Consider the following 20,417-nt stretch of genomic DNA (forward strand, 5'->3'; position numbering starts at 1 on the left):
ATCACCGCCGCCTGCTGCCGGTCGGTCCCAGATGTGCCCCCACACACGTAACCCGGGTTGTAGTGAACCACATCGCCGCTTCACCCGACGCTGGAAACGACTGACGGCGGCGGGCCCCGGGGGGGGGCGCCGCCGTCAGTACTGTCAGCGTTGGTTCGCCGCCTACCGCCGGATCAGGCAGTCGGGGTGGCGCCCAGCACGCGCTGCAGGTCAGGCTTCATGGCCTGCAGCTGCTGGCCCCAGTAGGCCCAGGCGTGGGTACCGCTCTGCGGGAAGTTGAACACGCCGTTCTTGCCACCGGCCGCGATGTACTTCTCCTGGAAGGTGGAGTTGGTCCGGCAGACGAAGCCCTCGAGGAACTTGGCCGGGATATCGGAGCCACCGAGCTCGCCCGGCTTGCCGTTACCGCAGTACACCCAGATCCGGGTGCCGTTGTTGGCGATGGTCGCGACGTTCTCGGTCGGGTCGTTGGCCTTCCAGGCGTTGCCCGGGTCACCGGTCTTGCCCCACATGTCGTCGGCCTTGTAGCCACCGGCGTCACCCATCGAGACACCGATCAGCATCGGCCACCAGCCCTCGGACGGGTTCAACGTGCCCGACAGCGAGGCCGCGTAGATGAACTGGTCCGGGTGGCGGGCCGAGAGCATCAGCGCGGACGAACCGGCCATCGACAGACCGACCACGGCGCTGCCGGTCGGCTTGACGTCGCGGTTGGCCGCCAGCCACTGCGGCAGCTCCTGGGTCAGGAAGGTCTCCCACTTGTACGTCTTGCAGCCACCGTCCTTGCTGCCACACGCCGGCTTGTACCAGTCGGTGTAGAAGCTGGACTGGCCGCCGACCGGCATGACCACGGAGATGCCCGAGTTCAGGAACCACTCGAACGTCGGGAGTTCGATGTCCCAGCCGCTGTTGTCCTCACGGGCACGCATGCCGTCGAGCAGATACAGCGCCGGTGCACCCGGTCCGCCGCTCTGGAACTCAACCCTGATATTGCGTCCCATCCCTGCTGACGGAACGTCGAGATACTCGACCGGCAGGCCGGGTCGAGACCATGCTCCAGCGGTCGCCGAGCCGCCGACGGCGCCGACCAGGCCAGGCAGCACGGCCGCTGCGGCGACCGCAACCGTCAGCCGGCGCGACAGACCTGCCGCTGCGCCGCGCATCTTCCCAACGAACTTCATACCGCTCCCTATCTGAATCTTTTCTTCGTATTCCGCACATCGATACACACCGACGTAAGCGGCTCACGTGCCCGTGTAGTCAACCACACGTGCACGTGGTGCTCCTCTACAGCAGTTGTGGCCCTCATCGCCCCGACGCCCTGGTCGGGCGAGGTTGCGACGTACAGCGGACGTGACGCCCCGCGGACCCCGGTGTGAGCAACGTCTCCCCGTCCAAGGCGGAGACCACAGAGGTCAGCATCGGTTTCTCGCACGTCCAATCAAGATCGTTCACGCGGGCTCGTCTGGGTATCGGCCCAAGACGGCCGGGCGTTACGGACCGGTGGCCGGCATCCCGGTGTAGGGCGGGTTCTTCGGTTCGGGGACCGGCAGGCCGCAGCGCTTCAACTCGTACAGCGGGACCCGGTCGATCCGGTACTTGGTGAACTCATAGGCGTGCACCAGGTTGGACAGGAACCGCCGTGGGGTCATCTCCCCGCGCACCGAGTTGAGCATCGCTTCGGTGGCCGGGCATTTCAGCGCCGCCTGGGCCTGCGCGATCCATTCCTCGTCGAGGTAGGCCGGGATGTAGGGCCGGATCTTGAAGAACGGCCCCTCGGCCACCGCCCAGTCGGGGAAGAGGTTCTTGTCGTGGCCGATGCGGCCGTCGGTCAGCCGCTGGGTGTGGGTGGCCAGGGGGTTCGTCAGCCCGATCTGGTCGATGACCCGTACGTCCAGGCCGACGTTCATGCCCAGCATGCCCATGTTGGTGAAGAACACCGTGTGCGGAAAGTCCATGTCGCGCCGGGCTTCCGGGGTGAGTCCCGCCGGCGGCGGATAGGCGGGGACGACGTCCCACTGGTCGTAGTTGCCCGACGGCAACAGCAGTGCCCCGTCGGGGGTGTTCTCGATCGCGGTCAACACCGCGCGCATGCGCGGGTAGTCCAGGTAGTCCGCGGCGGTGAGCGGGTGGGCGTGACCGGTGGCCTGCGAGTAGAACCGGCGCTCGTCGACGATTCCGCTGTACGTGACGCGGGTGGCGTCGGCACCCATGCCCGGTGAGTTCGCCGCCCAGATCGCCCAGCCCACCACCGCGGCCCACAGCACGCTGGTGGCCGCGGCCAGCAGGTAGCCCGTCTCCCGGGTGAACTTGGTGCCGTCGGGCAGCACGACCGGGATCACCGCGATCGGCATCAACAGGCAGAACAGCGGGGTGAGCAACACCCGGCCGTGCATGAAGTCACCGCCCTGACGCACCCAGTAGATGCCCTGCAGCAGGCCGCTGACGAACATGAAAAGCACTACGGTAGCCGGACTTTGGACGGTACGGGCCAGCCAGCCGTAACCGCGCGGCACTTGGCGGCGCACCCACCACGGCCGCGTCCGCGTGGTCAGCAGCACCAACCCCAGCGCCACACACAACATCAACGGCACCCACAGCAGATAGGGCTGGTTGAAGTTGGCCAGATAGGTAAAGCCCTGCGACCATTTGGATCCCGACGCATCTTTGGCCACCGCGGTGCCCGGGACCAGCAGGCCGTAGTAGCCCATCCGGAAGATCTGATAGGCCACCGGCAGCAAGCCGCCGGCCACCACGATCAGGACGCGGCGCCGCCATCCGCGCGCGGCGATGAGCATCATCACCAGCGCACCGCCGCCGATCAGCGCCAGCTCGGGACGGACCAGCACGCTCAGGCCGGCCACGGCGGCCAGGGCGCCCTCGAAGAACCGCCCGAGGATCGGGTACGGCCCGTCGTGGGTCTTGCCCGCGGCCGCCGGTCGCGCCGCGCGCAGCGCCTGCGACCAACACACCAGCATCCACCACAGCAGGCCCAGATAGGCCAGCACCAAACCGTTTTCGAGCCCCGAGGTGGCGAAGTCGCGGGCCGGGGGCACGGCGATGTAGACCAGAGCACCGGCGGGCAGCAACAGTGCGCGACGGCCCTGCAGGCTCGGGGCGTACAACCGGGCGGTGCCCAGCATCATCAGGACCACACCGAGCACGCTCAGCGTCAGCGCCAGGGCCAACACCACGTACTCCATCCGCACCGAACCGCCCAGCCACGCACCCAGCGTCACCAGGTAGGTCCACACGGTAGAAGTGTTGGCCTCCACCCGCTCCCCGGCATTGAACACCGGGCCGTTGCCCGCCAACAGATTTCGCACGGTGCGCAGGACGATCAGGCCGTCGTCGGCGATCCAGCGGCGCTGCCAGGCGCCCCACCCGAACAGCGCGGCCACCACGACCACGCTGACCCACAGGCTGATCCGCACCGAGGGGTGGTACGGGAACACCGGCCACCGGGCCAGACGATCGGCCACGCTGCCGGCGATGCGGCGCAGGCTCGGGCCCGGCCGGTCAGCTGAAGTAGATGGCCGCACCGATGGTTCCGATCCACGCCAGGAACAGGATCTGCAGCACTCGGTCTTTCAGCGCGATCTCCTCGGGCTCACCGGCGATGCCACCATCGATGTCAACGGCGTACCGCAGGATGGCGATGGTGAACGGGATCATCGTGACGGCGTACCAGGACGCATCCTGTGCATCCAGGCTCATCATGTCGTTGGCGCGGTCCCGCCCGAACGCCCACAGGCCATAGCACAGCACCATCGCGGTGGCCGACAACGTCCACACGAAGCGCAGGTAACTACTGGTGTAGCTCTCCAGCGATTTGCGGATCTTGGCGCCCGTGCGCTCGGCCAGCTGCAGCTCGGCGAACCGCTTGCCGGCGGCCATGAACAGTGAGCCGAAGGCCATCACCAGCAGGAACCATTGGGACAGCGGGATGTCGGCGGCCACGCCACCGGCGATCGCCCGGATCAAGAAGCCCGAGGACACGATGCAGATGTCCAGCACCGCCTGGTGTTTGAGACCGAAGCAGTAGGCCAGCTGGATGGCGATGTAGACCGCCATCACGACGGCCAGGTTCGGGGTCAGCAGCCACGAGATGCCCACCGAGGCCAACGCCAGCACGATGGCCAGCCCGTATGCCAGCCCTTCGGGGACCACCCCGGCCGCGATGGGCCGGAACCGTTTCGTGGGGTGGGCCCGGTCGGCCTCGATGTCGCGGGCGTCGTTGATCAGGTAGATCGACGACGCCGCCAGGCAGAACACCACGAACGCGATCGACACCTTGTAGGCGAGGTCGGCGTAGTCGTACTCGATGCCGCTGCCGACCGCGGCCAGCGGGGCCGCCAGCACCAGCAGGTTCTTGATCCACTGACGCGGACGAACCGCCTTGATCAGCCCGGCGGCCAGGTTCTTCGGCGGACCGAGTTCCGGCTGCGCTTCCTCACTCATTTGGCCACGGTCTCCTCAGTCCCGACACCGGCAGTTTTCCCGACGACAGAACCCACGAGGGTCCCGACGGCCACGCCGGTGAGCACGTCGGTGGGATAGTGCACGCCCAGCACGAGACGCGACAGCGCCATCGGCACCACCAGCACCGCACGCAGCGGCAGACCGGTGACACGGGCCAGCAGCACGGCCGCGGCGGTGGTCGAGGTGGCATGGGCCGACGGGAAACTCAGCCGGCTCGGCGTACCGACGTTGACCGCGATGTCGGGGTGATGGGGGCGCTCACGGCGCACCACCCGTTTGATCAGAACGGCGGCAGCGTGCGCGGCGAAGGCACCGGCGCCGACGGCCAGCCAGGAGCGGCGCTTGGCCGGCTGGGCCAGCGCACCCGCAGCCGCCACCGCGAGCCAACCCGCACTGTGTTCACCGAAGTGCGACAGCGCACGAGCGCCGGTCAGCACGCCGGGCCGGGGGGCCAGGGCAGACTGCACGGCGACCAACACGGCGTCCTCGCCGCGCGGGGCATCGGTCATCTCAGTTTTTCTCCGGCGACTCGCTCAGCAACACCGTCTCCCACTTCTGGGTGCTGGTCAGCACCGGCAGCGCCTCACGATAGACCTTGCGCATCCGGTCGAATTGACGGACCACGCGCATCTGCTGGCGCAGCGAGGCCCGCAGCAACGCGAACATCTTGGCCCGGTCGCGCTGCCGGAAGACCACACCGCGCCCATCGGCGGTGGTGACGGTAACGCCGTCGACCCGGCACAGCGAGAACCAGCGGGCATCCTGGGTGGCCACGTTGATCTGCGGCCGGATGTGGGTTTCGGGATCGTGCCGGCGCAGTTGGTGGACCGCACCGCGGGCCAAGTTGACCAGGATGGCCGGCTTGGACACCGGGATGCCGATCTTCTTGCGCTTGAGGTCCGAGGCCGCGGGTAGCTCGGTGGCACCGGGCAGCACGACGGCGTCGGGGTATTCCTGCCGCATCTTGCGGATGTCGGGCAGGGCCGATTCCAGGATCGAGAAGATGTGCTCGGGACCGGCCAGGAAATCCTCCATGGCCCGGTTCTGGATCGCAACCGTCGAATACTCAAGGCACAGAAGATGTTTGAACGTGGCCTTGAGGTGGCTGGCGAGAAGCCCACGCACGTCGCCGTCCCAGTGCAGGGCCGAGACCACCAGCCGGTTGCGCAGGTGGAAGTAGGCCTGCCAGTCGATCGCGTCGTCCTTGTCACTCCAGGCCATGTGCCAGATCGCCGCACCGGGCAGGGTGACGGTGCGGTAGCCATGTTCGGCGGCCCGCAGCCCGTATTCGCAGTCGTCCCACTTGATGAACAACGGCAGCGGCTGGCCGAGCTCCTCGGCCACCTGCCGCGGGATCATGCACATCCACCAGCCGTTGAAGTCGACGTCGATCCGGCGGTGCAACAACTTGCTGCGCTCGGAGTCGGTGTCGTCGAGTGCGTGCTTGGCGAAATCGTGGTCGTACTCGGCATTTGGTGCGGCCGACCACATGAAGTTCGACCGGTCCACCATCTCGCCCATGATGTGCAGGTGCGAGGGCTCCTGCAGGTTGAGCATCTGGCCGCCGACCAGCATCGGCTCCTTGGCGAACCGGTTCATGGCCAATGCCCGCAGGATCGAATCGGGTTCGATGCGGATGTCGTCGTCCATGAACAGGATCTGCTCACAGTCGGTGTTCTTCAGCGCCTCGTACATGACGCGGCTGTAGCCGCCCGAGCCACCGAGGTTGGGCTGGTTGTGAATCGAGAGCCGGTTGCCCAGGGCCGCGGCGGCGGCCTCGAAGCCGGGATGGTCCTTGGCCTTGCTGGTGCCCTGGTCGGACACGATCACCGCGCTGATCACCTCGTCCACCAACGGATCCGAGGTCAGCGCGGCGAGTGCGTTGACGCAGTCCGCGGGCCGGTTGAAGGTCGGGATGCCGACGGCGATGTTGGCCCGGCCCGGCGCGGGCGACGGGGCATACCAGCCGGCGCTGTGCACGCGCACCGCGGAGTTGGTGGTGATGTCGAACCAGATCCAGCCGCCGTCTTCGAACGGGGCGAGGTCGATCTCGAATTCGACCGCGGCGCGGGCGCCGCCATCGGCCTGAGCCTGGTTTCCGTCGGTCCCGCTGGAAACCGGGGCGCCGCCGACGGTGATCCGGGCGCCCGTGGCCTTGGACCGGTACACGTCGACGCGGGCGCTGCCGGTCAGCTCGACGCGAAGCACCACCGTCTTCAGCGTCGACCACCGGCGCCAGTAGCTGGCCGGGAAGGCGTTGAAGTAGGTCGCGAAGGAGACCTCGGATTCAGTGCCGATCTCCAGGCTGGTGCGGGTCGGCGCATGTGCCCGACGCGCGTTGGTCGACGATTCCTTGATGTAGAGCTGGCGCACATCGAGCGGCTCGCCCGGTCGCGGCAGGATGACGCGGGCCAGCAGACTGACGGCCCGCGATTCCCCGGCCTCGAGCGCGCCGGATGGGATGTCACTCATGCTTTGCTGCTTTCCTTTTCGGGTTCGGAGACCAGCGGCGCACCGTCAGTCAGGTGCGGGGCCAGGGTGTTGTCGTACATGTTCAGCGCACTGGCGATGGCCATGTGCATGTCGAGGTATTGGTAGGTGCCCAGCCGGCCACCGAAAAGCACCTTCGCCGAGGCTGTTTCGGCCTTCGCCCGGGCCCGGTAGCCGGCCAGCAGGGTGCGGTCGGCCTCGGTGTTGATCGGGTAGTACGGCTCGTCCTCGTCGCCGGCGAATCGCGAGAACTCCCGCATGATCACCGTCTTGTCGGCCGGGTAGTCACGTTCGGGGTGGAAGTGCCGGAACTCGTGGATCCTGGTGTAGTCCACATCGGCGTCGTTGTAGTTCATCACCGGGGTGCCCTGAAAATCTCCGGTGTCGAGCACCTCAAGTTCGAAATCTAGTGTGCGCCAGCCCAACCGGCCCTCGGCGTAGTCGAAGTAACGGTCCAGCGGCCCGGTGTACACCACGGGGGCGTCGGGGTTGGCCGCCCGCAGTTCGTCGCGGACGTCGAACCAGTCCGTGTCCAGCCGCACCTCGATGCGATCGTCGGCGGCCATGTTCTCCAGCCAGGCGGTGTACCCGTCGACCGGCAGGCCCTCGTAGGTGTCGTTGAAGTAGCGGTTGTCGAAGGTGTAGCGCACCGGCAGCCGGGTGATGTTGGCCGCAGGAAGTTCCTTGGGATCGGTCTGCCACTGCTTGGCCGTGTAGTGCTTGACGAACGCCTCGTAGAGCGGGCGCCCGATCAGCGAGATGGCCTTCTCTTCCAGGTTCTGCGCGTCGGCGGTCTTGATCTCGGCAGCTTGCTCGGCGATCAGGGCCCGCGCCTCGTCGGGCGTGAAGTAACGGCCGAAGAACTGTGAGACCAGGCCCAGCCCCATCGGGAACTGGTAGGCCTGGCCGTCGTGCATCGCGAAGACCCGGTGCTGGTAGCCGGTGAAGTCGGTGAACTGCCGGACGTAGTCCCACACCCGCTGGTTGGAGGTGTGGAACAGGTGGGCCCCGTATTTGTGGACCTCGATGCCGGTCTGCGGCTCGGCCTCGGAGTAGGCGTTACCGCCGATGTGGGGCCGGCGTTCGATAACAAGGACACGTTTGTCGAGTTGCGTCGCCACGCGCTCGGCGATCGTCAGACCGAAGAAACCGGAACCGACGACAAACAAGTCGAAATGACCGCTGGTCTGGCCTGCAGCGACCCGGGGAGATAAGGACTTCATCGGCAGCCAGGGTATCCGACCGCGCCCCCGTGCCCCGAATTCGACAAAGGGTCCAGGTCGCAATTCGCTCACGATTCAATATCGTCACTCCAGACACAGGAGTCACAGCCTTAACATCGATCACGTTGGCACTCAGGGGCTTCAAACCACCGGTCCACCAAGCGCCGACGAAGCAAGAGGAAAGCACCACCCCGCTATCCGAAGTGCAGACCTTGCAGTACACATATTGAGGAGACTTCCGTGCCGAACCGACGTCGACGCAAGCTCTCGACAGCCATGAGCGCAGTCGCCGCAGTGGCAGTCGCAAGTCCAGTCGCCCTTGTCGCCATGTCGCAGCTTTCCCCGTCCGCGCCCCAGCAGCGCGAGTTCACGCAGGCCGCGCTGGTCACCGACCTTCCCGGCGAGCTGATGTCCGCCCTCTCCCAGGGGTTGTCCCAGTTCGGCATCAACATGCCGCCGATGCCGACCGGCCTGCTGACCGGCTCGACCCCCACGCCGACCCTCGGCTCGCCGACACTGACCTCGCCGGGTCTGGCCGCACCGGGGCTGACCTCACCGGGTCTCACCTCGCCGGGCCTGACCTCCCCCGGTCTCACGTCGCCGGGTCTGACCTCGCCTGGTCTCACCTCGCCTGGTCTGACCTCGCCTGGTCTCACCTCGCCCGGGCTCACCTCACCGGGGCTCACCTCCCCCGATCCGTCGCTGACCAGCCCCAACGGCTTGTCGCCTGCGCTGACGTCGCCCGAGGGAGCACTGCCGTCGGCGTCGCTGACAGATCCGGGCCTGACCAACCCCGGGTCACTCACCAACCCGGCGCTCACCCCGCCCGGTGGGCTGACCACCACGCCGGCCGGGTTGGGCGGTACGGGCCTGACCACCTCGCCGGTGGGTCTTGACCCGTCACTGTCGGGCGGCCTGCCCGCCCCCGGTGAGGTGCCGATCTCGGCCCCGATCGGACTGGACCCGGCCGCGGGAACCTACCCGCTGCTCGGCGCCGCCGATCCGTCGCTGGCTGCGATGCCCGCGACCGGCGGTGGCGGCGGTGGCCTGTTCGGCGATCTGACCAGCGCCGCCAATCAACTCGGCGCGGGCCAGGCGATCGACCTGCTCAAGGGCATGGTGCTCCCCGCGATCACCTCGGCGATGAAGCCGCCGGTGCCCGCGCCGGTCCCGGCGCCCGCACCGCCGGCTCCGTAAACACAGCTCCGCCACAAGAACGGCACCGCAGAAGCCATCGGGCTCTGCGGTGCCGTTGCGTGCGTGTCGAAACATTAGTAACACCAGACCCATACGTAACATCAGTCCGTGCAGTCCCGTCGTCCCGCACCGTCCGTTCTGTTCACCGCACTCGCGGCGACGGTTGCCATCGTTCCGTGGGCGATCGCCGGATCCGATTTCAGCGAACAAGGCAATACGTCACACAGTGCGCCGAAGCTGACACAGCAACCCTTGGACAACCTCGCGGTCGGCGAGAGCATTCGGGAGATCCATCAAGACACCCCGTTCTCGATGGTGGCGCTCACCTCCGCGGATCTGCGCGGAACCACCGCGCGGGTGCGGGCCCGCAAGGATGACGGCAGCTGGGGCCCCTGGTACGAAGCCGAGAATCTCGACGGTGTCGGCGCCGACACCGCGGGCCCGCGCGGTACCGAGCCGGTGTTCGTCGGCCGCACCACCACCGTGCAGATCGCCGTCACCCGCGCGCCGCAGCCTCCCGCCCCCAAACCGGCCAAGACCTCGAAAGCCGGGCCCGCGCTGGGCTACGTGCCCGCCAACGCCGAGGCGCCGATCGGCCAGAACGTCACCGCGGTGTTGATCAGCCCGCCGCAGGCCCCGGCCGACATCGGCCCGCTGCCCACCGCCGCCATCAACCCGGGGCAGCCGCCGACCATCATCAGCCGCGCCCAGTGGGGCGCCGACGAATCGATGCGTTGCGGAAATACCGTGTACGACAAGGGGATCCGCGCCGGTATCGTGCACCACACCGCGGGCAGCAACGACTACGCCCCGGAGGACTCAGCCGGCATCATCCGGTCGATCTACGAGTACCACACCCGCGAGCTGGGCTGGTGCGACATCGCCTACAACGCCATGGTGGACAAGTACGGCCAGGTGTTCGAGGGCCGCGCAGGCGGGATGGACAAGCCCGTCGAGGGATCCCACACCGGCGGCTTCAACATCGACACCTGGGGGGTGGCGATGCTGGGCGACTTCGACGTCGTGCCGCCCACCGACATCCAGATCCGCAACACCGGCCGGCTGCTGGGCTGGCGGCTGGGCCTCGACCACATCGATCCGCACGGCACCGTGGCCCTGACCTCGGCCGGCGGCTCCTTCACCCACTTCCCGCGCGGGGCCACCCCGACCCTGCCGACCATCTTCACCCACCGCGACGTCGGCATCACCGATTGCCCGGGCAACGCGGCCTATGCCCAGATGGACCGTATCCGCGACATCGCCGCCCGGTTCAACCGCCCACCCGGGCCCGAAGACCTGGCCGAACAGATGCGCGGCGGCGCGATCTACGCACGTTGGCAGGCCGTGGGCGGGCCGGCCGGGATGCTGGGCAACCCGACGTCTCCGGAGACGGTCGGGCAGGCCGGAGCCCGCTACGCCACCTTCGAGCACGGCGCCGTCTACTGGTCACCGGTCAGCGGCGCCCAGCCGGTCACCGGTTCGATCTACGAAGCTTGGGGGACACTGGGTTTCGAGCGCGGAATCCTGGGCCTGCCGACGAGCGCCGAGATTCCCGAACCACAGTGGATCGTTCAGAACTTCCAGCACGGCACCCTGAACTTCGACCGCGAGACCGGCCTGGTCACCCGCGTCGTCGACGGGGTGCCGGTGGAACTGCCGCCCCCGGCACCCGATCAGCAACCGGTACAGCTGGAGCGCTTCACCCCGATCACCTGAGCCGGCCAGGCCGGGTCAGGACCACCAGCGTTCCAGGACGCGGGCCACGCCGTCCTCGGCATTGGTCACGGTCACCTCGTCGGCGGCGGCCATCGCCTCGGGATGGGCGTTGCCCATCGCCACACCGCGCCCGGCCCAGCTCAACATCGGAATGTCGTTGGGCATGTCGCCGAAGGTCACCACATCGGCTGCGGTGAGCCCCAGCGGGGCAGCCAACTCCGCCACACCGGTGGCCTTGCTGATCCCCAGCGGCACCACCTCGATCAGGCCATTGTTGGTGGAGTAGGTGATATCTCCTTGTAGCCCAACATGTTTCAGCAACTCAGCGGCCATCTCGGCACTGCGCGCACCGGACTTGCGGATGAGCAGCTTGACCGCGGGGGCGCTGAGCAGATCCTCGACCGACACCTCGGTGTTGTCCGGGTTGAGCCAGGCGTGCTCGTATCCCGGCGAGCTGACGAACTGCGGGGTGGCGGCATCGTGCGCGGAGGAGCCCACCCGTTCCACCGCCAGCCCGGAGCCGGGGATCACGCGGGTGGCGATCTCGGCCAGCTCACCCAGCACCTCGGGCGAGAGGGTGCGTGCCGAGACGATGCGGTCGGTGGCCGGGTCGTAGATCACCGCACCGTTGGCGCACACCGCCATCGGCGCCAGTCCGAGCCCGTCGACCACCGGGGCCACCCAGCGCGGGGGACGGCCCGTGGCCAGGATGAACGTCGCCCCGGCGTCGACCGCGGCCTGGACCGCAGCCCGGGTGCGCGGGGTGACCAACTCGTCGTCGTCGAGCAGTGTTCCGTCCACGTCGGTGGCGATCAGCCCCGGCGTCCGCTCCGGATGCATCACTTCTTCCCCGTGGCTTCCCGCGCCGCCCGCTTGCGCGCACGTTCGGCCAGCTCCGCTTCGTCGAGACGCTTGGCCTCGGCAAGCGTCGGCGCGGTTCCGCCGAGACGACGCGGCACCCAGTGCCGGCCTGCCGGTGTCGGGTACTCGCGCTGCACCCGGTCCAGCAGCTGTGTCATCGCCGTGCGCAGCCGCCCGTCGAGCTCGGTCACCGAACCGGTCGGCGCAATCAGTTCACCGACCTGGACGGTGACCGGAATCTTCTTCCGGCCCAACGCCTTCGGATGATCTTTGGTCCAGATCCGGTGCGCGCCCCAGACGATCAGGGGGATGATCGGGACGTCGGCCTCCAGCGCCATCCGGGCCGCTCCCGTCTTGAAATCCTTGAGTTCGAAGCTGCGGCTGATGGTGGCCTCCGGGTACACCCCGACCAGCTCGCCACGACGCAGCGCGTCCACCGCGACGGCGTAGGCGCCCGCGCCCGCCCCGCGGTCCACCGGGATCGTCCCGGTGTGTTTGATCAGGTATCCGACCGGCTGCACTTGCTCCATCTCAGCTTTGATCATGAAGCGCATCCGGCGACCGCGCTCGGTGGCGGCCAGCCCCGCAGGCAGGAAGTCGACGTAGCTGGTGTGGTTGATCGCGACGACGGCGCCGCCCGTGGCCGGAAGGTTGTCCAACCCGCCGAAGGTGATCCGGGTTCCGGTGGCCCGGACCGCGAGCCTCGCGGCGATCTCCAAACTGCGGAAAACCGGTTCCATTCTCGACTTACTCCGAGGCCCCTCGCTTGGCTGCCTTGGCGGCGGCCTCCTCGGCATCCATCCGGTTCGCCTCGGCCAGCGTCGGGGCGGAACCGCCGAGCCGGTGCGGCACCCAGAATTCGCCAGGCGGGTACGGCCCGTAGGCGTCCTGCACCTCGGCGAGCAGATGTTGCATCCGGGAATGCAGAAGTGCGGTGAGCTCGGCTGCCGGCAGGGTGGGCTGGATCGGTTCCCCCACCGCCACCGTGATCGGCACCTTCGGCCGGTACAGGTTCTTCGGGTGGCCCTTGGTCCAGATGCGTTGGGCGCCCCACACGATGTGCGGCACGATCGGCACGCCGGCCTCGATCGCCATGCGCGCCGCACCGGACTTGAAATCCTTGATCTCGAAGCTGCGGCTGATCGTCGCCTCGGGGTACACCCCGACCAGTTCACCGGCCTTCAGGTAGTCGCACGCCGCCTCGAACGATGCCGCGCCACTGTCACGGTCCACCTCGATATGGCGCAAACTGCGCATGATCGGTCCGGTGATGCCGTTGTCGAAGACTTCCTTCTTCGCCATGAACCGCACCTTGCGGCCGCGCTTCTGCCGGTAGGCCGGCAGACCGGCGAACGTGAAGTCGAAGTAACTGGTGTGGTTGATGGCCACCACCGCTCCTCCGGTGACCGGGAGGTTTTCCACCCCGGTCACGGTGAACTTCAGCCCCTGCAGCCGCCAGGCCAGCCGAGCGAGTTGTATGACTGTCCCGTACGCCGGTTCCACGTAGCCAGCCTAATCCCAGCCCGCATCGGCGCATCACCCAACTCGGGCTAGGCTGGGCGAGCATCAAAGTTCTCCATCGAAAGGCTGTTTGTGCAGGTCACCAGCGTCGGGCATGCCGGCTTCCGGATCGAGACCAAGGCCGGCAGCATTTTGTGCGATCCCTGGGTCAACCCCGCGTATTTCGCCTCGTGGTTCCCGTTCCCCGACAACACGCAGTTGGACTGGGCGGCGCTGGGGGATGTGGATTACCTCTACGTCTCGCATCTGCACAAAGACCACTTCGATCCGGAGAACCTGCGCCGCCACGTCAACAAGGACGCCGTGGTGCTGCTGCCCGACTTCCCGGTGCCCGACCTGCAGCGCGAACTCGAGAAGCTGGGCTTTCACCGGTTCTTCGAGACGACGGACTCCGTCAAGCACACCGTCAGCGGCCCCAAGGGCGACCTCGAGGTGATGATCATCGCGCTGCGGGCCCCGGCCGACGGTCCGATCGGCGATTCCGGGCTGGTGGTGTCGGACGGCGTCACCACCGTGTTCAACATGAACGACGCGCGTCCCGTCGACCTTGATGTGCTGCACGCCGACTTCGGCCAGATCGACGTGCACATGCTGCAGTACTCGGGGGCCATCTGGTACCCGATGGTCTACGACATGCCGGCGCGGGCCAAGGAGTCCTTCGGAATCCAGAAACGCCAGCGCCAGATGGACCGATGCCGCCAGTACATCGCGCAGGTGGGTGCGACGTGGGTGATCCCCTCGGCCGGCCCACCGTGTTTCCTGGACGCCGAGCTGCGCGACCTCAACGACGACCACGGCGATCCGGCGAACATCTTCCCCGACCAGGTGGTGTTCCTGGACCAGATGCGCCGCCACGGCCACGACCGCGGCCTGCTCATGATCCCGGGCAGCACCGCTGATTTCACCGGATCGCAACTGGATTCGCTGACCCACCCGGTCGAGGATCCGGAGTCGATCTTCACCACCGGCAAGGCCGCCTACATCGAGGACTTCGCGCAGCGGATGGCCCCGGTGCTGGCCGCCGAGAAGGCCTCGTGGGCGCCCGCTGCCGGCGAGCCGCTCCTGCCGGCGCTGCGGGCGCTGTTCGAACCGATCATGAGCCAGACCGACCAGATCTGCGACGGCATCGGGTATCCGGTGGAGCTGCGGCTGAACGGCCCCGAGCACAGTGAAACCGTGGTCCTGGATTTCCCGAAACGCCTGGTGCGCGAGCCCATTGCCGACGAAAAGTTCCGCTACGGCTTTGCGATCCCGCCCGAGTTGGTGCGCACCGTGCTGCGCGACAACGAGCCGGACTGGGTCAACACGATCTTCTTGTCCACGCGCTTCAAAGCCTGGCGGGTGGGCGGGTACAACGAATACCTGTACACGTTCTTCAAATGCCTGACCGATGAGCGCATCGCGTATGCCGACGGCTGGTTCGCCGAGGCGCACGACGATTCCGCGTCGATCACCCTCGACGGCTGGGAAATCCAACGCCGGTGCCCGCACCTGAAGGCCGACCTGTCGAAATTCGGGGTGGTGGAAGGAAATACGCTCACCTGCAACCTGCACGGCTGGCAGTGGAACCTGGAGAACGGTAAGTGCCTGACGACCAAGGGGCATGAGCTTCGCTGCGCACGCGAGGAGCAGAAAGGGCCGGGCGCACGCGAGGAGCAGAAAGCGCCGGGCGGGAAGCTGTGACCGCGCCGCGCCAGTACTACGACGACGGTTTGGTCCAGCTGGACCGTGAGGCAATCACGTTGCGCCGCTATCACTTCCCGTCAGGAACCTCGAAAGTGATTCCGCTGCGGGACATCCGGTCGTTCAAAGCCGAGCCGCTGGGGCTGTGGATGCAACGCTTCCGGCTGTGGGGCAGCACCGACCTGCGCCGCTGGCTGCCCCTGGACATGCACCGGCCGCTGCGCTCGATTCTGGTCACCCTCGATGTGCCCGGTGTCTACCCCAAACCCGCGTTCACCCCGGCCCGCCCGGACGAGTTGATCGCCCGGTTGGACGAGCTGCTCGGACGCTAGTTCGTCCCGCCCTCAGCGGGCCGAAACCACCTGTCGCAGTTCGGAAGCCCCGCTGGAGGCAGCGTCGTACACCCGCACGATGGCCTCGTCGCCCGGCTTGAGAAAAGTGGACTCGCCCAGCGGTGTGTAACGGGTCGCGCCGATGCCGATGAGCACATTCTCCGGGTGTCCGGAGGCCACCATCATCGCGCCGACATCCTCCAACGGGGTATCAGCCGAACCCTTCTGGTTGGCCAGCCGTTCCACGATCCAGTCGAGCAGGACCTCGCCGTAGTACGAGTAGCCCACCAGCGGTGAATCGATACCGTAGGCATGCTGCTGCCCACCGTCCTCACGCAGGTAGCAGACCAGCCGCATGTTGGCGGTGGGGCCGTCCGGGGTCAGGTCGCTGATCTCGAAGAATTGTGGCGCAACACCTTTGGACGCCGGCCCCCAGTTCTTCTTGTAGCTGATCTTGGGTGCACCCGGCCTGCGGATCGAGCAGTCGTTGAAGGCGCCGAGCGCGAAGGGTTCGAGCCGCGCGACGGTGTCGCCGTTCCACACCACCCGGCAGGCCACCCCGACCTCGGGCTCGATCTGCAGGTTCAACGGGCCGTCAACCTCGCCGGCCGCCGGCAACAGGATGGCATCGGTGGACAGCGGGAACTCGCCGAGAAAGTCATCCCGTCCGGGCGCATACCACGGAAAGATGCCTTTGGGGGCGTACCCTTCGGTAACAACTTTGACGAAATCACCGGCCTCCCCAGCTTGTTCGAGGTGACCGGCGAAGTTACCGGCCACACCGAAGCCGAACCAGTTGCGCACTTCGGCGAGGTCGATGTCCATCATGGCTGCAACCCTACTGCGGGGGCGACAAGCCGGTGACAAGTCATACTTAAGTCACGGTCAGCACGATGTGGTCCATGACTACCACCAGCACCGTCGCGCCCCGTCTCCCAGATGATCCGGTGCCCGACCTACGCGGCATCGCGGTGGCGCACCGGGTGATGCTGGCCGACCTGCTGCGGCTGACCGACCTGGCCATCGCGGTTCGCGACCGTGACGTGATCTGCACGCCGGGGCGGGCCCGGGCCATCTCCCGATATGTGGAACTGCTGTGTGATTCGATTCACCATCACCACACCACCGAGGACACCGTGCTGTGGCCGGTGATCGTGGCGAGCGCCGGTGATCACGTGGACCTCAGCGAGCTGACCGACGACCACGCCGCGCTCGAGCCGCGGTTGCACCAATTACGGGCCCGCGCCGCATCGTTCCGATTGTCGATGGGTGATCGACAGATCGCCGGTCTGATGGCGATCGAGCTGGCCGAACTCTCGGCGCTGCTGACCGAGCACATCAACGACGAGGAGCGAGAAGTCTTCGGGCTGATCACCGAACACGTGTCGGTCACCGACTGGACCGCCGTGGAACGCGCCGCCCGCGACGGCGGCCGGATGTCGTTCGACGCACCGCGGGCGCTGGCGGTGATGACCGCCGACGAACGGGACGCGTTGGTGGGCAGTGCCGGTATCGGGGTCCGCGTCCTGTTCGCCGTGCTCGGGTTGGTGCATCGGCGGCGGGAGCGTGCGGTGTTCGGTACTGCCGTCAGTCGATGAACGGCCGGGCTTCGGCCGCCAACCGGTCCCGCAGCACCGCAGCCGCGCTCCGGTACTCACGGGCCTGATCCGGCCGGCCGAGTGCCTCGGCAGCCGCGGCGAGCGCGTCGTCCACCGGGCCCACCATCAGCCCGTCGACGCCCAGCCCGGCGATCCGGCCGGAATACGGATCCAGCTCTGCCGCACGAACCCGGGCCTCCTCCAGATCGCCGAGGGCCACGGCCGCGTTGACCCGCAGCACGGTGAACGGAAGCCAGAAGTACGCCCGCTCGATCGGCCTGCGGTCCTGCCACAGCGCCCGCGCCTCGGCCTCACGACCCCGGGCGATCAACGCCAGCACCGCGGCATCCAACGCCGCGACCGACACCTCGCGGTAGAAGAACAGCAGTTCGTCGGCCAGCAGGCCGAGATCTCCGAGGCAGAACTCGCCCGTCACCCGTCCGACCATGGCCAGTTTGGCCCCGTTGGCCGCACCGTTTTCCACCATGCGCGCAGCCAGGTCTGTGTAGGCGCGCACCGCCTCGTCCAGGCGACCGACCAACAGGTACATCCGGGCCCGGAACAGGCCCAGCACCCCGAGCAGGTGGACGAGCTGACCGGTGCCGGCCCGGGCCACGGCCAGATCGACGTGCCGTTTGGCCGTGGGCAGGTCGGATCGGTGGCCGGCGGCCAGCGACAACAACCAGTGCGCCACGGCTTGATAGTCGGCCTGCTCGGTGGCCTCGGCGGTCTGCAGCAGTTCGGCGGCGACGGCGTCGCGCTCGGCGTCGAGGTCGGGCCCCAGCGAGCAGTAACCGCGGACGTTGAGCGCGGTGCACAGCAGCCGGCCCGACGCCGCCGGGTCCTCGGCATAGACGCGCCGGGCCAACTCGAGCAGTTCGGTGCTGACCGCGAGCGCCCCGTCGGGATCGGTGCCCTCGAGTTCGACGAACAACGCCTTGAGAAGCCTGATCCGGTCGGGCGCGGTGATCTGGTCACCGGCCAGAACATGACGCAACAGTGCGATCATCTGGGCATCGGACTCGTCGTACTCGCGGTCGCGCCACACCAACGGGGTGTCCCACGCGGTGAGCACCCGCACCGTCAGGTCGTCGCGCGACCTGCCCGACAACAACTGCAGTGCGGCCTTCATCTCGGTGCGCGCCGCCACCGCGTCGCCGGACTGAGCGAGCGCGGAGATCAGGCCGCACCGCGCGTCGATCTCGTCATCCGGTGCGTCGGCGCCCTGAGGCAACCGGCGACTGGCCGCCAGCTCCAGCATCTGCACCACCGTCCGCCACTGCCGAGCGGCCTCGGCGTTCGCGCCGACCGAGCTCGCCTCGCGGGCCGCTTCGGTGGCGAATGAGGCTGCAGCCAAAGCGGTTTCGGAGGTGGCGGCGGCGACGGCGTGGTGGGCCAGGATCGCCGGGTCGACCGATCGTCCCGGCGCCTGCAACAGGGCCAGGGCGGCCGCGTGCAGCCGGGACCGCCGCAGCTTCGAGGTGTCCTCGTAGAGCGTGTCGCGGATGAGCGCGTGCGCGAACCGGAGCCGGCCCGGCGCCGGCTCGTCGAGAAGGCCGAGCAGCACCGCCGGTTCCAGTGCGTCCAACAGGTCGTCGGGGTCGCTGTGGCCGAGTTCGGCAAGCAGGTCGAGGTCGATATCGCGGCCGAGCACCGCGGCCTGCCGCAGCGCGGTGACGGTGTGACCGGGCAATCGGGCCAGCCGACGCCGCAACACATCGCGCACCCCGACCGGTACCGATGCCCACACCGCGTCCGCGCCTTCGGCAGCCATCAGCCGGGCCAGCTCCCGGACGAACAGCGGGTTGCCGCCGGTGCGCTCACGCAACAGTCGCAGCGCCTCGCCACTGACGGAGGGCAGCCCGCAGTCCGCGGCCAGCGCCGCGGTGGCCGCGGCGTCCAGACCGGCGAGCGACAGGTGCCCGGCGGTGTGAACGGCCAGCGCCGCCCGCGCCACCTCCAGCTCGCCCCGGTCCTCCGACGGGCGATAGGTGGCGATGACGAGGATCGGCAGATCCTTGATGCGGTCGGCCACCAGCCGCAGCAGCTCCAACGTCAGGCCATCGGTGCGGTGCAGGTCGTCGAGCACGACGACCAACGGCCGGTCCGCCGCGACGGTGCTCAGTACATCGGCGACCGCGTGCCCCAGCCAGAACGTGCCGGGCTCGACCACTGCGCCGTCGTGCAGGAGCGGGGCCAGCGCGGGCCGGTCGTCCGTCGGCCCCTCCGGGTCGAGGAGCTCCCGCAAGACCTCGGTCCACGCCCAGCCGGCCGGCGCGCCGTGGACTTCCGGGCACCGGCCGTGCACGGTGCGCCAGCCCGCACCGCGCAACCGTCCCGTGGCAGCCAGCGCCAAGGTGGTCTTGCCGGACCCGGCCTCCCCGGCGATCCACAGCACCGCGCTGCGGCCCGCGACGACAGCCTTTGCCGCAGAGTCGATTTCGGCGAGTTCCTCGGTCCTGCCGTAGGCGGCCTGTCCACCCCGAGCCGGTGTCGCGACCTCCGGTGTCGCCGGCTGCGGAACCGGCCGGGACGGTTCCAGATGATCGGCCTGCCGCAAGATGTCGCCTTCGAGGTCACGCAGCGCCCGGCCGGGTTCCAAGCCCAGTTCCTCGACCAGATGCTCACGCGTGCGCCGCAACACCTCCAGGGCGTCGGTCTGACGGCCGCTCTGGTACAGCGCCGTCGCCAACACAGCCGCGGCGCCCTCCCGGCCGGGTCGCTCGCTGACATGGCGTTCCAGCGCTGCGATGGCGGTGCCGTACCGGCCCAGCTCCACCTGCGCCGCGGCCCGGGATTCCACCGCCGCCAACCGGAGTTCGGTCAGCCGGGCCACCTCGGGCGCGGCCCACAGCGCGTCACCCGCGCCGGCGAACGGATCTCCCGACCAGCAGTCAAGCGCCTCGTCGAGCAGGCGCACCCGCTGCTGAGGATCCGGTTCCTCGTATGCCACAGTGACTTTGGCCTCGAACCGCCACGAGTCGACGGCCTCGACCGGCAACCGCAGACAGTATCCGGGCGCGGCGCTGACGAGGATCTGAGCGGGCGCTCGACGCTGCCGGCCCGGTTCGAGCGCCCGCCGCAGATGCGAGACGTAGACCTGCAGTGCCGACAGCGCCTTGGGCGGCGGCTCGCCCTCCCACAGATCCTCGATCAGCCGGTCGACCGACACCGTATGACCGTGTGCGGCAACCAGTCTGGCCAGCAGCGCCCGTTGCAGCCGGGCGCCGAGGTCCACCGGATCGTCTCCCACCCAGGCCGCTACGGGCCCGAGCACCCTCACCCGTGCCGGGTTGTCCCCCCTCATGTCCGCA

Annotated in this window: 16 protein-coding genes; 5 read left to right on the forward strand and 11 right to left on the reverse strand. The window is 68.2% G+C overall.

What is annotated here, in order from left to right; genetic code table 11:
- Positions 1-173 precede the first annotated feature (173 nt).
- The 6 genes from A5733_RS25020 to glf form a co-directional block, all read right to left on the reverse strand.
- Positions 174-1,181, reverse strand: a complete 1,008-nt coding sequence (locus A5733_RS25020; RefSeq protein WP_067775384.1) for an esterase family protein — start codon at positions 1,179-1,181, stop codon at positions 174-176.
- Between the two features lie 312 nt (positions 1,182-1,493).
- Positions 1,494-3,542: a flagellar motor control protein ZomB gene (gene zomB / locus A5733_RS25025; RefSeq protein WP_304528752.1), complete on the reverse strand. Its 2,049-nt coding sequence runs from the start codon at positions 3,540-3,542 to the stop codon at positions 1,494-1,496.
- A complete protein-coding gene (locus A5733_RS25030) occupies positions 3,520-4,461 on the reverse strand; it encodes a decaprenyl-phosphate phosphoribosyltransferase (protein WP_067775386.1) in 942 nt (313 codons plus the stop codon). The genes zomB and A5733_RS25030 overlap by 23 nt, the downstream gene beginning before the upstream one ends.
- Positions 4,458-4,991 (reverse strand): phosphatase PAP2 family protein, encoded by a 534-nt coding sequence (locus A5733_RS25035; protein WP_067775389.1) that lies wholly within the window; start codon positions 4,989-4,991, stop codon positions 4,458-4,460. The genes A5733_RS25030 and A5733_RS25035 overlap by 4 nt, the downstream gene beginning before the upstream one ends.
- Before the next feature lies 1 nt (position 4,992).
- Positions 4,993-6,954, reverse strand: coding sequence for a glycosyltransferase (locus tag A5733_RS25040; protein WP_076242056.1), 1,962 nt, complete (start codon positions 6,952-6,954; stop codon positions 4,993-4,995).
- Positions 6,951-8,195: a UDP-galactopyranose mutase gene (glf, locus tag A5733_RS25045; protein ID WP_067775402.1), complete on the reverse strand. Its 1,245-nt coding sequence runs from the start codon at positions 8,193-8,195 to the stop codon at positions 6,951-6,953. The genes A5733_RS25040 and glf overlap by 4 nt, the downstream gene beginning before the upstream one ends.
- Before the next feature lie 240 nt (positions 8,196-8,435).
- Between glf and A5733_RS25050 the strand changes: the two genes are divergently transcribed.
- Both A5733_RS25050 and A5733_RS25055 read left to right on the forward strand, forming a co-directional pair.
- Positions 8,436-9,392 (forward strand): hypothetical protein, encoded by a 957-nt coding sequence (locus tag A5733_RS25050; RefSeq protein ID WP_067775404.1) that lies wholly within the window; start codon positions 8,436-8,438, stop codon positions 9,390-9,392.
- 108 nt (positions 9,393-9,500) lie between these two features.
- On the forward strand, positions 9,501-11,108 hold the full coding sequence (locus tag A5733_RS25055) for an N-acetylmuramoyl-L-alanine amidase (protein WP_076242057.1): 1,608 nt from the start codon (positions 9,501-9,503) through the stop codon (positions 11,106-11,108).
- A gap of 15 nt (positions 11,109-11,123) precedes the next feature.
- On the opposite strand, the gene A5733_RS25060 is transcribed toward A5733_RS25055, so the two are convergent.
- The 3 genes from A5733_RS25060 to A5733_RS25070 are packed head-to-tail and all read right to left on the reverse strand — an operon-like array spanning position 11,124 to position 13,472.
- Positions 11,124-11,948 carry a Cof-type HAD-IIB family hydrolase gene (locus A5733_RS25060; protein ID WP_067775412.1) on the reverse strand — a complete coding sequence of 275 codons (825 nt, stop codon included), beginning with the start codon at positions 11,946-11,948 and terminating at the stop codon, positions 11,124-11,126.
- On the reverse strand, positions 11,948-12,709 hold the full coding sequence (locus A5733_RS25065) for a 1-acyl-sn-glycerol-3-phosphate acyltransferase (RefSeq protein WP_067775415.1): 762 nt from the start codon (positions 12,707-12,709) through the stop codon (positions 11,948-11,950). Before A5733_RS25065 ends, A5733_RS25060 begins: the two co-directional genes overlap by 1 nt.
- 7 nt (positions 12,710-12,716) lie before the next feature.
- Positions 12,717-13,472, reverse strand: coding sequence for a 1-acyl-sn-glycerol-3-phosphate acyltransferase (locus A5733_RS25070; RefSeq protein ID WP_076242058.1), 756 nt, complete (start codon positions 13,470-13,472; stop codon positions 12,717-12,719).
- A 90-nt stretch (positions 13,473-13,562) separates the two neighbouring features.
- Here A5733_RS25070 and A5733_RS25075 point away from each other — a divergent pair, with 90 nt between their 5' ends.
- Both A5733_RS25075 and A5733_RS25080 read left to right on the forward strand, forming a co-directional pair.
- Positions 13,563-15,173, forward strand: coding sequence for a Rieske 2Fe-2S domain-containing protein (locus tag A5733_RS25075; protein WP_076242059.1), 1,611 nt, complete (start codon positions 13,563-13,565; stop codon positions 15,171-15,173).
- Positions 15,170-15,505, forward strand: a complete 336-nt coding sequence (locus A5733_RS25080; RefSeq protein WP_067775424.1) for a hypothetical protein — start codon at positions 15,170-15,172, stop codon at positions 15,503-15,505. The genes A5733_RS25075 and A5733_RS25080 overlap by 4 nt, the downstream gene beginning before the upstream one ends.
- Before the next feature lie 12 nt (positions 15,506-15,517).
- On the opposite strand, the gene A5733_RS25085 is transcribed toward A5733_RS25080, so the two are convergent.
- On the reverse strand, positions 15,518-16,333 hold the full coding sequence (locus tag A5733_RS25085; RefSeq protein WP_067775427.1) for a DUF5718 family protein: 816 nt from the start codon (positions 16,331-16,333) through the stop codon (positions 15,518-15,520).
- Positions 16,334-16,407: 74 nt separating this feature from the next.
- Here A5733_RS25085 and A5733_RS25090 point away from each other — a divergent pair, with 74 nt between their 5' ends.
- The gene (locus tag A5733_RS25090; protein ID WP_233152786.1) at positions 16,408-17,103 is read left to right on the forward strand and encodes a hemerythrin domain-containing protein; all 696 of its coding nucleotides are present in this window, start codon (positions 16,408-16,410) and stop codon (positions 17,101-17,103) included.
- On the opposite strand, the gene A5733_RS25095 is transcribed toward A5733_RS25090, so the two are convergent.
- Entirely contained in the window at positions 17,093-20,410 is a 3,318-nt protein-coding gene (locus A5733_RS25095; protein WP_076242061.1) for a BTAD domain-containing putative transcriptional regulator, read from the reverse strand. The genes A5733_RS25090 and A5733_RS25095 overlap by 11 nt on opposite strands.
- Positions 20,411-20,417: the final 7 nt, after the last annotated feature.

It is taken from the genome of Mycobacterium sp. NS-7484, assembly GCF_001953975.1.
Lineage (GTDB): Bacteria > Actinomycetota > Actinomycetes > Mycobacteriales > Mycobacteriaceae > Mycobacterium.

Bases quoted from the DNA above. Each gene is read 5' to 3' on its own strand.
- A5733_RS25020 (WP_067775384.1), bottom strand. From the start codon at position 1,181: ATGAAGTTCGTTGGGAAGATGCGCGGCGCAGCGGCAGGTCTGTCGCGC.
- A5733_RS25030 (WP_067775386.1), bottom strand. From the start codon at position 4,461: ATGAGTGAGGAAGCGCAGCCGGAACTCGGTCCGCCGAAGAACCTGGCC.
- A5733_RS25035 (WP_067775389.1), bottom strand. From the start codon at position 4,991: ATGACCGATGCCCCGCGCGGCGAGGACGCCGTGTTGGTCGCCGTGCAG.
- A5733_RS25040 (WP_076242056.1), bottom strand. From the start codon at position 6,954: ATGAGTGACATCCCATCCGGCGCGCTCGAGGCCGGGGAATCGCGGGCC.
- glf (WP_067775402.1), bottom strand. From the start codon at position 8,195: ATGAAGTCCTTATCTCCCCGGGTCGCTGCAGGCCAGACCAGCGGTCAT.
- A5733_RS25060 (WP_067775412.1), bottom strand. From the start codon at position 11,948: ATGCATCCGGAGCGGACGCCGGGGCTGATCGCCACCGACGTGGACGGA.
- A5733_RS25065 (WP_067775415.1), bottom strand. From the start codon at position 12,709: ATGGAACCGGTTTTCCGCAGTTTGGAGATCGCCGCGAGGCTCGCGGTC.
- A5733_RS25085 (WP_067775427.1), bottom strand. From the start codon at position 16,333: ATGATGGACATCGACCTCGCCGAAGTGCGCAACTGGTTCGGCTTCGGT.
- A5733_RS25090 (WP_233152786.1), top strand. From the start codon at position 16,408: ATGACTACCACCAGCACCGTCGCGCCCCGTCTCCCAGATGATCCGGTG.
- A5733_RS25095 (WP_076242061.1), bottom strand. From the start codon at position 20,410: ATGAGGGGGGACAACCCGGCACGGGTGAGGGTGCTCGGGCCCGTAGCG.